General features: G+C 72.1%; 12 protein-coding genes. 7 read left to right on the forward strand and 5 right to left on the reverse strand.

Annotation, left to right across the window (positions count from 1 at the left end):
- Window positions 1-272: 272 nt before the first annotated feature.
- The 6 genes from ACGFX9_RS37930 to ACGFX9_RS37955 all read left to right on the forward strand — a co-directional run bounded on the left by ACGFX9_RS37930 (window position 273) and on the right by ACGFX9_RS37955 (window position 4,854).
- The gene (locus tag ACGFX9_RS37930) at window positions 273-659 is read left to right on the forward strand and encodes a hypothetical protein (protein WP_393484365.1); all 387 of its coding nucleotides are present in this window, start codon (window positions 273-275) and stop codon (window positions 657-659) included.
- Window positions 638-805, forward strand: a complete 168-nt coding sequence (locus tag ACGFX9_RS37935; RefSeq protein WP_393484367.1) for a hypothetical protein — start codon at window positions 638-640, stop codon at window positions 803-805. Before ACGFX9_RS37930 ends, ACGFX9_RS37935 begins: the two co-directional genes overlap by 22 nt.
- 193 nt (window positions 806-998) lie before the next feature.
- Window positions 999-2,342 carry a hemolysin family protein gene (locus ACGFX9_RS37940; protein ID WP_393484387.1) on the forward strand — a complete coding sequence of 448 codons (1,344 nt, stop codon included), beginning with the start codon at window positions 999-1,001 and terminating at the stop codon, window positions 2,340-2,342.
- The gene (locus tag ACGFX9_RS37945) at window positions 2,339-3,361 is read left to right on the forward strand and encodes a hemolysin family protein (protein WP_393484369.1); all 1,023 of its coding nucleotides are present in this window, start codon (window positions 2,339-2,341) and stop codon (window positions 3,359-3,361) included. The genes ACGFX9_RS37940 and ACGFX9_RS37945 overlap by 4 nt, the downstream gene beginning before the upstream one ends.
- Window positions 3,362-3,512: 151 nt before the next feature.
- Window positions 3,513-3,893 carry an N-acetyltransferase gene (locus ACGFX9_RS37950; RefSeq protein WP_393484371.1) on the forward strand — a complete coding sequence of 127 codons (381 nt, stop codon included), beginning with the start codon at window positions 3,513-3,515 and terminating at the stop codon, window positions 3,891-3,893.
- Window positions 3,894-4,017: 124 nt separating this feature from the next.
- Window positions 4,018-4,854, forward strand: a complete 837-nt coding sequence (locus ACGFX9_RS37955; protein ID WP_393484373.1) for a DUF1206 domain-containing protein — start codon at window positions 4,018-4,020, stop codon at window positions 4,852-4,854.
- Between the two features lie 112 nt (window positions 4,855-4,966).
- Here the strand turns inward: ACGFX9_RS37955 and ACGFX9_RS37960 are convergent, their stop codons facing one another.
- The 4 genes from ACGFX9_RS37960 to ACGFX9_RS37975 form a co-directional block, all read right to left on the reverse strand.
- Window positions 4,967-5,755: a VOC family protein gene (locus ACGFX9_RS37960; protein WP_393484375.1), complete on the reverse strand. Its 789-nt coding sequence runs from the start codon at window positions 5,753-5,755 to the stop codon at window positions 4,967-4,969.
- 99 nt (window positions 5,756-5,854) lie between these two features.
- Window positions 5,855-7,558 carry a sigma-70 family RNA polymerase sigma factor gene (locus ACGFX9_RS37965; protein WP_393484389.1) on the reverse strand — a complete coding sequence of 568 codons (1,704 nt, stop codon included), beginning with the start codon at window positions 7,556-7,558 and terminating at the stop codon, window positions 5,855-5,857.
- 227 nt (window positions 7,559-7,785) lie between these two features.
- Complete coding sequence (locus tag ACGFX9_RS37970) at window positions 7,786-8,934, reverse strand: serine hydrolase domain-containing protein (RefSeq protein WP_393484377.1); 1,149 nt, start codon at window positions 8,932-8,934, stop codon at window positions 7,786-7,788.
- Window positions 8,935-9,041: 107 nt separating this feature from the next.
- Entirely contained in the window at window positions 9,042-9,920 is an 879-nt protein-coding gene (locus tag ACGFX9_RS37975) for an alpha/beta fold hydrolase (protein ID WP_393484379.1), read from the reverse strand.
- A gap of 172 nt (window positions 9,921-10,092) precedes the next feature.
- Between ACGFX9_RS37975 and ACGFX9_RS37980 the strand changes: the two genes are divergently transcribed.
- Window positions 10,093-12,129 (forward strand): BTAD domain-containing putative transcriptional regulator, encoded by a 2,037-nt coding sequence (locus tag ACGFX9_RS37980; RefSeq protein ID WP_393484382.1) that lies wholly within the window; start codon window positions 10,093-10,095, stop codon window positions 12,127-12,129.
- 86 nt (window positions 12,130-12,215) lie between these two features.
- On the opposite strand, the gene ACGFX9_RS37985 is transcribed toward ACGFX9_RS37980, so the two are convergent.
- Window positions 12,216-12,521, reverse strand: a 306-nt coding sequence (locus tag ACGFX9_RS37985) for an electron transfer flavoprotein subunit alpha/FixB family protein (protein WP_393484384.1), incomplete at its 5' end; no start/stop codon positions are given.

The following is a 12,521-nucleotide window of genomic DNA, read 5'->3' on the forward strand; positions in this document are numbered from 1 at the left end:
CCGTTCCGAACATCCGCTCCAAGGCGGTGAGTTGGTGGCGCGGGGCGAGGAACTCCACGTCCTTGTCACGGTCGCTCATTGGCAGTAGCCGCAGCGCGGCGAACGTGTCCGGAGCGGTGAACCTCGTAACCGATGATCTTGCTGCGCGTTGGTCTGCCGGGGCCGGCGCTTCCGGTGATGCCGAACCGCGGGGCCCTCACGCACACGTACCGAGAGAACCCGTGCCCCGTGCCTTGTCGCAGGGGGCCATGAAGAAGGCTTGAGGGGCACTCATGCACGACATCATCAAGAAGCTGGCCGCGGGGGCCGGCGCCACGGCCGCCGCGCTCGGCTGCATCATCGCCACCGGACCGCCGGCGGCGGCCGACGGCAAGTGGTGCAACAACGCGGTCTGCATCGAGACCTACGACACCGGCACCTACCTGGGCCGGGTCGAGGTCTCGGTCATCAACACCAATCAGCCGCACCGCATCAGCGCCCGCGTGTGGAGCACCAACGGCTGGAGCGCCAACACGAAGGTGGAGGACGTCGACGCGTTCAGGACGTACCGGGACCAGGCCTACCCGCAGCGCCACTTCCCCGCGGGCACCCGGATCTGCGCGGAGGGCTTCCGCGGCGGCGACAGCGTGGGGCTTCCTTGCGTGACGATCACCGGCTGACCCGCGGGCAGGTCATCGCAGTGCCGATGGCGCTGCTGTGGATCCCCGACGTGGGGTGGGGTCTGGTGGTCGGTATCGGGCTGGCCCTGCTGCTCGCGGTGGAGCGGACCGCCCTCGCGGTCCTGGATCTGCGGCGCCAGCCGTAAGCGTTCTTTGCGATTCTTTTACAGTGGGTGTAGAAGTAGCCAGAAGTAGCCATTACTTCTACACCCACTGTCGTCGAATGGGCCGGGAGCGTCCCGCCTGGCGTGGCGGGATGCCCCCGAGCCGCTGAGAATGACCGGCACGACCATCCATCGGACCGGCACGCCCCTGCACCCCGGAACGGAGCCACTGTTGCTGTCCGCCGTACTCGGCCTGCTCGCCGTGCTCGCCCTGACCGCGGGCACCGGCTACTTCGTCGCGCAGGAGTTCGCGTACGTGGCCGCGGACCGCCTCGCCCTCGCGCGCGACGCGGCGGCGGGTGACAAGCGGGCGGCCCGCGCCGTGCGGGTGCTTGAGCGGCTTTCGTTCATGCTGTCGGGCGCGCAGCTCGGCATCACCGTCACCGGCCTGGTCGTCGGCTTCCTCGCCGAACCGTCCGTGTCGGGGCTCCTCAAGCCCGCCCTGGACGGCACCGGGCTCTCCGACGGAGTGGTCTCCGCGCTCTCCGTGGTCCTCGGCTTCGTCGTCGCCACCGTCCTCCAGATGGTCGTCGGCGAGCTCGCTCCCAAGAACCTCGCGCTCGCCGTCCCCGAGCGGCTCGCGAAATCCCTGGCATCCTCGACCCTGGCGTATCTGAAAGTTGTCGGTCCCGTCGTACGCGTCTTCGACAGCGCGGCCAACAGGCTGCTGCGCGCGATCGGCATCGAGCCCGTCGAGGAACTCCACCACGGCGCCACCCTGGAAGAGCTCAGCCACCTCATCGGCGAGTCCCACGAGCACGGCCAGCTGCCGCGTGAGAGCGCCGAACTCCTCGACCACGCCCTGGAGTTCTCCGAGCGCACACTGGACGAGGTGATGGTGCCGCGCGCCGACGTCATCTTCGTACGCAAGGACGCCACGACCGACGAGGCCGTGCGGCTCATCGCCGGGCACGGGCACTCGAACTACCCCGTCATGGGGGACCACCCGGACGATGTCGCGGGCGTCCTCGGGGTGCGCGAGCTGATGCGGCTGCCCGCCGCGCGCTTCGACCGCACCACCGCCGGGGAACAGGCCAGGCGCCCCCTGCTGCTGCCCGACACCCTGCCGCTGCCGGGCGCGGTGGCGCAGATGCGCGAGCGGGACGACGAGTTCGCGGTCGTCCTCGACGAACACGGGGGAGTGGCGGGCATCGTGACGTACGAGGACATCGCGGAGGAGCTGGTCGGAGACATCGCCGACGAGTCCGACACCGTCGTCGAACTCGCGGTCGCGGACGGAGGCGGCTGGTTCGTCGACGCGGGCCGCCGGCTGGACGAGGTGGCCGACGCGACCGGCATCGACCTTCCCGAAGAGGCCGACTACGACACCGTGGCGGGCCTCATCGTGGACCGGCTCGGCCGCTTCCCGGCCATCGGCGACCGGCTGACCGTGGCACTGGCCGACGGAAGCCGCGTGGCCGTCGCCGTACTCGGCCTCGACCGCCACGTGCCCGAGCGCGTACGCATCGAGCGCCTGCCCCCGGCGGACGCGCCGACCAGCGCGGAGGCCGGCGCATGAGCTTCCCCCTGGCCCTCTTCGTCACCGTCCTGCTGCTGATCGCCAGCGGCTTCTTCGTCGCCGCTGAGTTCGCGCTCGTCGCCGCCAAACGGCACCGCATGGAGCGCGCGGTCGCCGCCGGACAGCGCGGCGCCCGGTCCGCGCTCGCGGGCATGCGCGAACTGTCCCTGATGCTCGCCGGAGCCCAACTCGGCATCACCGTCTGCACCTTGGGCCTGGGCTCGGTCTCCAAGCCCGCCATCTCCCACGAACTCGACCCGCTCCTGGCGAAGCTCGGCCTGCCCGCCGGGCTCAGCTACGGCATCGCCTTCGCGCTCGCCATGATCGTCGTGGTGTTCCTGCACATGGTCGTCGGCGAGATGGCCCCCAAGTCCTGGGCCATCGCCCACCCGGAGCGCTCGGCGATGCTCCTCACGCCGCCCTTCCGGGCCGTCGTCAGGGTCGTACGCCCCCTGCTCACCGTCCTCAACAAGGTCAGCAACGCCCTCGTACGGCTGTGCAAGGTCACCCCGCGCGACGAGCTCACCTCGGTCCACAACCGCGAGCAGCTCGGACATCTGGTCGAGGAGTCGTGGCGGCTCGGCCTGATCAGCGAGGCCGACTCGGGGCTCATCACCACCTCGCTCACCGCGCCGCTGGCCGCTGTCGGCGACCTGCAGACCGCCGCCGCGCAGATCACGTCCGTCCCGGCCGACGCGAGCGTTGACGCGGTCCTGGAAGTGGCCGCCGCGAGCGACCGCACCCGGCTGCTCGTCAGGGACGGCGGTACCGTCCTCGGCTCGGTGCACGCCCGTGACGCCCTGGTGGCCCGCGCCCAGAACCGCAGCCTGACCGCACGCGAGCTGGCACGGCCGGTCCCGGAACTCGCCGCCCACGACACCGTCGCCCACGCCGTCGAGGAACTGCGCCGGCGCCGGGCCTCCCTCGCCGTGCTCTGCGACGAGTCGGGCCGGCTCACCGGCCTGGTCAGCCTGGACGATCTGCTCGCCCGCCTGATGGAACCGCGGCAGCCGGTGTGAGAGCCGCGCGACGCGCCTTTGGAGACGGAGGGAAAGCCACCCGTAACGGGGATGTACGGGTGCCGTCCGCTGTGGCTAGTGTGCGGGGAATGTCCCGTGACGACGAAGTCACCCACCGGCACCCGGTGGCCCGCGTGAGTGCGGCTCCGAGGTGAAGTTCCGAAGACCGCCTCCGCCCTGCCCGCAGGCGGTCACCTACCGGTTCGCCCCGGCCGCGGTGGCCGCAGGCCACCAGGTCATCACGGTCCTCGACGGCAAGGGCCGGGACATCGGGCACCTCGACTACCAGGTGTGCCATCCGTGCGGCGCCGCCCACATCAACACGATCGCGATCGCCGGACCCTGGCAGGGCCTCGGCCTGGGACGCGAGGCACTCCACCGCGCCGCCGACCCCTGGCCCACCTACGCCTGGACCACCTCCCGGCAGTCCTCCGAGGGCCGTAAGTTCTTCGCCGCCATGGCGGAGGAGACAGGCGTGGACTTCGTACCGGGAGCCGTGGGCTGCTCCCACATCGCCCTTACGTGCCCGTAGCGGGAGGCCGAACCCGTCGCTGCGGCCGGGGCGCCGGGCCCTGTTCACCAGGCATGGCAGGCCGTGCACCGGGCACTCGGGAGACGGGCCGCCACCGCGGCCCACGTTTTTTGGGGAGGGCAGGATGACGTCGTCTCGATTGCACGTACGGGGCCTGGGCAGGAAGTCCGTGACCAGCCGCTCGGCGCGGAAGGAAACGCTGAGCGCGGCAGGCCGGGCGGGCTTCGTCGCCCGCGGAGTCGTCTACGTACTCATCGGCGCACTGGCTCTCCAGATCGCCTTCGGCAGCGGAGGCGAACAGGCCGACCGGCAGGGCGCGTTGGCCCAGGTCGCGCAGCAGCCCTTCGGGGAGCTGATGCTCTGGGCGCTGGTCGTCGGCTTCGGCTGCATGGCCCTGTGGCGGGGTTCCCGCGCGCTGCTGTCCGGCGGGACGCGCAGGAAGACGGCCTCGCGGGCCCTTGACGGCGGCAGGGCGGTCTTCTACGCGTTCGTCTGCTGGGCCACCGCTTCGTACGCCGCCGACGGAAGCCGCGGCTCCAGCGGTGACGCCAAGTCGAAGGACTGGACGGCTTCCGCCCTGGAACTTCCCTACGGGCGGCTCCTCGTGGGGGCCGCGGGGTGCGTACTCATCGGTGTCGGCATCGTCCTCGCCGTACGGGCGATGATGCGCCGCTTCCTGAAGCAGCTGGACCTCGGTTCGCTCAAGGGACGCGCCCGGCAGGTCGTCACCGCCCTGGGAGTGGCCGGCGGTGTGGCACGCGGCGCCGTGTTCGCCGCGGCGGGCGTCTTCATCCTGGTGGCGGCCGTCCAGTTCGACCCCGACGAGGCCAAGGGTGTGGACGCGACGCTGCGCAGCTTCTCGCACACTCCCGCCGGCCCCTGGCTGCTGGCCGCCGTCGCGACCGGGCTCGTCCTCTTCGGCGTCTTCTCCTTCGCCTCCGCGCGCTGGCGGCGCCTGTGAGGACACCGCGTGCGGCGGCTGTACCGGCGCCGTCCCGCCGGACTCGAACGCACCACCGTGACCCGGCACGATCACATCGGCGACCGGCACAACGCCGTAGCCGAGCGGTGCTCTAGGTGAACTCGGGCATCTCGCCCTCCGTGGTCGTCAGGTCGATGACGGTGAAGACCGCGTCCTGCTGGTCGGCGACCGTGGCGAAGCGGCCGAAGGGGCTGTCCATCGGCCCGAAGATGAGCCTGCCGCCGAGCTTGGTGACGGTGGCGATCGCCGCGTCGCAGTTGTCCACGGCGAAGTGCACGTTGATGTGCGGCGGCGCATCAGGCGGGAAGTCCTCGGTCATCTTGAGGCGGCCGAGAACCGGCTCGCCACCGGCCTGGAAGACGCTGAAGTCGACGTCGTCGACGTCCATCTTCCGCGTCTCGTAGGGGAAGACGGCGGGGAAGAACACGTCCGTCGCCGCGGGGTCGCGCGTGGTGACCTCCGCCCAGCAGTACGCGCCGGTCTCGCCCGTCTTCTCGAAGCCCTCGTGGGTGTCCGGCTGCCAGACGCTGAAGTACGCGCCGCTGGGCTCCTGCGCCGTCGCCATGGTGCCGAACTCGCCGACCCGCATCGGCTCCATGGCGAGGGTCCCGCCGTTGTCGCGGATCTTCGCGGCCGTCGCGGTGGCATCGGGCGTGGCGAAGTAGAGGTTCCAGGCGGCGGGGCCCTCCACGCCCTGCGTCTGCGGGGCGACCGCGGCCACGGCCTTGCCGTCCGAGCGCGCCTGCGCGTACCCGCCGAACTCCTCCGAGCCGCTGTCGAACGTCCAGCCGAGCACCTCCCCGTAGAAGCTCTTGGCGGCCTCCACGTCGGGGAACATCGCGTCCGCCCAGCAGGGCGTGCCTTCCGTATGCGCGGACATCGCGAAAGCCTCCAGTGCCGACGGAATTCCTGTGGATTTCACGCTATTCGAGCGGAGGGCCGGGCGCGCGTCGAGGGCGGTGCGCGCGCCCCGGACTATTTACCGCGCGCCGAAGTTCTGCGTCCACCAGGGGCCGCCGCTGCCTTGCCGGTAGCCGATGCCGATCTCCTTGAAGGAGCAGTTGAGGATGTTGGCGCGGTGGCCGGAGCTGTTCATCCAGGAGTCCATGACGGAGGCCGGGGTGCGCTGCCCGGCGGCGATGTTCTCGCCGTAGGTGGTCCATTTGTAACCGGCCGCCGTGACCCGGTCTCCGGGGTCCTCGCCGTCGGGGTTCGTGTGGTCGAAGAAGTCGCGCTGCGCCATGTCGTCGGAGTGCCCCTGCGCCGCCTTGCCCAGCTTGCTGTTGAGCGTCACCGGGCCGCAGCCGCTCTTGGCGCGCTCGGCGTTCACGAGCCGGGTGACCTCTTGGCTGTACGAGGTGCCCGCGGGGGCCTGCGGAGCCTGGGGGACGGCGCTGGTGCGGGTGGGCTCGGGCGCGGGCTTCGGGGCCTTGGACGGCGTGGGCTTGGGAGAGGGCTTGCGCGTCCGACTTGGGGCGGCGGAAGGGGAGGGGGACTTCTTCTTGGTGGGTGTGGCGGACGCGGAGGAGGGAGCCGCCGCCGGGGAGGGCGGGCGCGACGCCGTGAGCGGCTGGGCCTGCGTCTTTTCGTCGTCCGCGGGGCGGGTGGCCGAGTAGATGACCCCGGTCGCGACGACGAGCACGGCTATGCCCGCGGCCACCGTGCGGCCCTTGCGCGGCAGGCGGTGGTGGCGCTGGGCGGCGTGTCTCGCGGGGGCGCCGCGGGAGCCGGATATGTGGTGCAGACCGGGGTCTGCGTCGGCTGCCAGATGCGGGGAGTTGGCAGCTGCGTGCCCTGGGTCCCCCGGCGCGTGGGGCGAGCCGGGCGCCATGTGCGGCGAGTCCCCCGGCGTAAGGGGCCAGTCGGACGCCGTGGCGTGTCCGTCGGCCGCGCTCATCGCACGTATCGCACCGGGGGCCGCCAGCGCCGCGGCCGGTGGCACCAGGGCGAGGCCCACCAGCAGGCGCTCGGCGAGCACCAGGCCCGCGCCGTGGCCCGAGCACACCGCGCAGTCGCGGACATGCCGGGCGAGCCGCTTGCGCCAGAGAGCGGAAGGGGTGCCGTCCCAGGGCGCCACCACTTCGGCCAGGTAGGGGCACCGGGGCGCCGCGGCCAGCGCGCGGACCACGATCCGGGCCGTCTCCAGCTGGGTCTTCATCCGCTGCACCCGCACCGTGGTGTGCTGCGTCGGCAGCTCCATGGCGGCGGCGACCTCCGTGCGGGTGAGCTCGCCTGAGACCTCGAGCCACCACAGGGAGAGCAGGGCGCGGTCGTCGGTGTCCAGCCACCGGGTGGCCTCGGCCACCTCACGGCGCTGCCCCACCAGGCCGAGGCGGATGATGGTCAGGTCCACGAAGTCCGCGCCGGGGTCCACGACGTCGTGCGCCTCGTCGAGCGGACCCGGGCGCTTCTGCCCGGTCGAGCGCTGCTGCCAGTGCCTGCGGATCTCGTTCATGGCGATGGCCACGAGCCAGGACCGGAAGCTCGCGGGGTCGCGGAGCGAGGCCAGGCCGGCGAGCGCCCGCAGCATCGTCTCCTGCACCACGTCGTCGACGTCGGCGTGGCCTTCGAGCGCCCGTCCGACAATGTTGTAGACCAGCGGCAGATACCCGGCCACCAGCTCGTCCTGCGCTCGCTGGTCCCCGGTCTGCGCCGCCGTCACCAGAGGATCGTGTTCACCGATCACGGACTGCCTCACTCGCTTTCTTCGTCGGCACGTTGTGGCCTTACACCTGGGAGAACGCGTGAGCGGACGGAGATAACAGAAATCGGCGAACAGATGTCCGCCAACAGAAATCTGCGGTGAGCATACGCACCCTGTCCTCGGCGGACGCCGAGAACGTCACGCACCGCCCCATATCCGGCTTACCGGATACGGGGCGTTTCCGCGCGGCCGACGAGCTGAACGGCTCACGCCACCGGCAGGCACTCCCTGACCGCGGCGACCAGCCGGGCGGACCGTGCGTCGCCATGGCCGATCATCCGGTTCGCGGTGTAGGCGAAGCCGACGCCGAACTCGTCGTCCCCGAAGGCGAATTGGCCGCCCGCGCCGTCGTTGCCGAAGCTGCGCTCGCCGAGCATCGGACGGAAGCGGGGAGCGTCGAGCAGGAAGCCCGCGCCCCAGCGGGCGCCCAGGTCGGGGAAGCCCGACCAGGAGGCGCCCGCGGTGAGTTCGCGCAGGGCGTCGGTGACGGTGTCCCCGCTGAGCAGCCGGGCCGAGCCGTCGACCCCCGTCGCCGCAGCCGCGTACAGCGTCGCAAGACCGCGCGCCGACGACACCGCGCCCGCGCCGGGAATCTCGGCGCGCAGCAGGTCGGGATCGTTCCAGCCGTGCGGCGCTTCGAGGCCGGGGAAGGCGAAGGCCCCGTTCATCGTCACGATCCGCATGACCAGGGACTCGGGGTCGGGGTTTCCCGGCCTGCGCTCCGCCTCACTGAGCCGGGCCAGCCTGGAGACCTCCTCCTCGGGCAGGCCGATCCAGGTGCGCAGGCCGAGCCGGTCGCCGATGGCCTCGCGGAAGTAGGCGCCCGGGGTGAGGCCGGTGACGCGGCGGATCAGCTCGCCGAGGAGGAAGCCGAAGGTGTGCCCGTGGTACTCGTGGGCGGTGCCCGGCTCCCAGAGTGGCTTCTGCTCCTCGATCGCCCGGACCACCGGCGTCCACTCGGTGATCTCGTCGAAGCTGAGGGAGCGGTCGAGAGCGGGGAGTCCGGCACGGTGCGCGAGGACCATGCGTGGGGTGATCGCTTCCTTGCCGCCGCGCGCGAACTCCGGCCAGTGGACGGCCACCGGAGCGTCAAGGTCCAGGCGCCCCTCCTGGGCGAGGAGGTGGACACAGACGGCGACGATACCCTTGGCACAGGAGAAGACCGGGACCACCGTGTTCTCGTCCCAGCGGCGCCCGGTCCGCTCGTCCGCGACGCCGCCCCACAGGTCGACGACCTTGCGTCCGTCGACGAACACGGCGACGGACGCGCCGAGTTCACCGAACTCGGTGAAGTTCCGCGAGAAGACGTCCGCGACCGCCCCGAACCGCTCGTCGGCCCATCCGTTGTGCTCCACCGTGACTTCTCCTGTTCGTGCCGATCGACTGCGAACGGTAGGCAGCAGGGGCCGTCGTCTCCAACGCATTTACGTGGGGCGGGACGACGTGGAGGTTCCTGGCGGGCTCAGCGGGCGAGGAGGTCCCGGAGCGCCTCGGCGACGTCGGCGGGCGCCTCCTCGGCCATGAAGTGGCCGCAGGTCACGGGCGTGTGCCGCAGGTCCGGCGCCCAGGCTCCCCACAGGGCTGCCGCGTCGAAGCCGAGGGCGCTGCCCCAGTCCTGCTGGAGCACGGCGACCGGCATCCGCAGTCGGCTTCCGGTGTCCCGGTCCGCCCGGTCGTGGTCGACGTCGACGCCTGCCGATGCGCGGTAGTCGGCCACGATCGAGGGCACCGCGGCACGGCAGGCGTCGAGGTAGGCGGCGCGGACGTCGGCGGGGATCGCCCGTGGATCGCTGGTCCAGATGTCGAGGAAGTGGCCGAAGAACGCGTCCGGTGAAGCGGCGATCAACTGCTCGGGCAGGCCTGGAGGTTGGGCCATCAGATAGAGGTGGAAGCCGACGGCGGCGGTGACTCCGTGCAGCACGTCCCACATGTCCAGCGTCGGCAGCACGTCGAGGCAGGCCAGGTGAGTGACCGTACCGGGATGGTCGAGCCCTGCGCGGAACGCGACCAGGGCGCCGCGATCGTGCCCGGCCAGCGCGAAACGGTCGTACCCAAGCTCGCGGGCCAGGGCGACGACGTCGGCGGCCATGGTGCGCTTGGAATACGTGGTTCCGTCGGTCTCCGCGGGTTTGTCGCTCGCCCCGTAGCCGCGCAGGTCGGGGCAGATGACCGTGTGGTCGGCCGCGAGGTCCGCGGCGACGTGCCGCCACATCAGATGGGTCTGCGGGAAGCCGTGCAGCAGCACGAGCGGCGGGCCCGAACCGCCGACGGCCACGTTCAGGGACACGTCGTACGAGACGGGGACGCGTCGGTGGGTGAAGTTCTCGATGGCAGGAGTCATGGTGGCGTCCTTCGGGGGGGTGGAAACGGGTGGCGGAAACGGGGTGGAGGAGGTGGTGGACGAGGTGGTGGAACCGATGGCTCCGAGCCTGCCGGGCGCCGATGAGCATCCGATGAGCGCGCTACCGTGACCAGGGGCGATGCCCGCGGAGAGGGCGAAAGGGTGGTCAAGGGTGCAGGTCGCGTTCGGGGTTCTGGGGCCGGTGGTGGCCTGGGACGGAGCGGGGGACCGGGCCTGGGACGGCGCCGGGAGCGCCGTCGCGCTGAAGGGCCCGCGGCACCGCGCGGTGCTCGCCCGGCTGATCGTCGCCCGCCGCCGCGTCGTACCGGTCGCCCGCCTGGTCGAGGACCTGTGGGTGGAGCCGCCACAGGACGCGGTAGGGGCCGTACGCACATTCGTTGCCGCGTTGCGCCGTGCCCTTGAACCGGAGCGCCCGCCCCGTACTCCCGCCCGGCTGCTGGTCACCGAGGGTCCCGGGTACGCCCTGCGGGCCGAGCCCGGCGCGGTGGACGCCTGGCGCTTCGAGCAGGCGCTGACCGTCGCGGCGACGCTGCCGCCCCGGGAGGCGATCGGCCGCCTCGACGAGGCGCTTGGCTGGTGGCGCGGCCCCGCCTACGCCGAGTTCGCCGAGGAGACCTGGGCCCGCGCCGAGCGCTCCCGCCTGGGCGAGCTGCGCCTGCACGCCGTCGAGCGCCGCGCCGACGCCCTCCTCGGCCTGGGCCGCGCAGGCGAGGCGGTGCCCGGTCTGGACGCGCACGTGACCGAGCACCCCTGGCGCGAGGACGCCTGGCGGCTTCTCGCCCTCGCGCTCTACCGCACCGGCCGCCAGGGCGACGCGCTCGCGGTCCTGCGCCGCGCCCGGGCGCTCCTGGTCGAGCAGCTGGGCGTGGATCCCGGCCCCCGACTGCGCCGCCTGGAGGCGGACATCCTCGGCCACGCCCACCACCTCGACCCCGCGTCCGGGCCCGGTGACGCGGCGGAACGGGTGTGGGCACAGGCCACCACCGCCTATGACCGGACCGTGGCCTCCGGTGCCCGCGCCCGCCTCGACTCCACGGTGAGTCTGCTGCGCAACCTGGCGGTCACGGGAGGCGGCGGCCTCGAAGCGGCCCGTGAGCACCGCGTGGCGGCGGTCGCGGCGGCGGAGGAACTGGGGGACGCGGAGCTCACCGCCCGCGTGATCGGCGCGTACGACGTCCCGGCGATCTGGACCCGCGTCGACGACCCCCGCCAGGCGGCGCAGGTCGTGGCGGCGGCCGAACGCACCCTGGCCGCCCTCCGCCCGGACGCACACCCGGCGGCACGGGCCCGCCTGCTGGCCACGATCGCCCTGGAGTCACGCGGGACCGGTTCGGCGCGCGGGCCCCAGGCCGCCCGGCAGGCGGAGGAGATCGCCCGCCGCCTTGAGGACCCCGCGCTCCTCGCGTTCACCCTGAACGGGTCGTTCATGCAGACCTTCGACCGCGCGGGTCTGGCCCCGCGCCGGGACGCGATCGGCGCCGAGCTCATCGCCCTCTCCGCCCGGCACGGCCTGGCGACCTACGAGGTCCTCGGCCATCTCATCCGCCTCCAGGCCCGCGGCGCGCTCGCGGACTTCCCCGGCGCCGACGGCCACGCGGCAGCCGCGGACCGGCTGGCGGAGCGTCACGAGCTGCCGCTGGTGGGCGTGTTCACCCAGTGGTACGGCGCGCTGCGGCTCGCGGAGACCGGCCCATCGCCCGCGGCCGAAGCTGCCTACCGGGCCGCCGCCGCGCGGCTGGATGGCGCCGGTATGCCCGGCCTGCGGACGGGACTGCTGCCGCTGGCGCTGCTGTGCCTGCGTCTACGGCACGGCCAACTCCCCATGAGCGGCGTGGAGTTCGGCGAAGAGAAGTCAGATACCGAAGAGAAGTCAGATACCACGGACTGGGGCCCGTACGAACCCTGGGCCCGCCCCCTGATCCTGCTGTCCCAGAACCGCGCCGGCGAGGCCGCGGCGGCGCTGCGCCGACTCCCGGACCCACCTCGCGATCTGCTGCTGGAAGCTCTGTGGTGCCTGGCCGCGCGAGCGGCGATCGCGGTCGACGACCGGGAGACGATGGAGCGCGCCCGCGCTGAACTCCTCCCGGCAGAGGCTGAGTTAGCGGGAGCAGGCAGCGGCTTGCTCACCTTGGGCCCGGTCGCGGAACACCTGTCGGCCCTCACCGCTGCTCTCCGCAGGCCTCGGTGACCCCTCTGACGCGACGAGGCCTTCGCCACCGCATAAAGCTGCGGTGGTGAAGGCCTCGTACTGCCTCAAGTACTTCCTGGACTGGCTCAGCCCTTGCGGGTGTTGACCTCTTCGGTGAGGGCGGGGACGACGTCGAAGAGGTCGCCGACCACGCCGTAGTTGACCAGGTCGAAGATCGGGGCTTCGGCGTCCTTGTTGATCGCCACGATCGTCTTGGAGGTCTGCATGCCCGCCCGGTGCTGGATCGCACCGGAAATGCCCGAGGCGATGTACAGCTGCGGCGAGACACTCTTGCCCGTCTGGCCGACCTGGTTGGAGTGCGGATACCAGCCCGCGTCCACCGCGGCACGCGAGGCACCCACCGCCGCGCCCAGGGAGTCGGCGAGGGACTC

Source organism: Streptomyces sp. NPDC048436, from assembly GCF_043200355.1.
GTDB lineage: Bacteria > Actinomycetota > Actinomycetes > Streptomycetales > Streptomycetaceae > Streptomyces.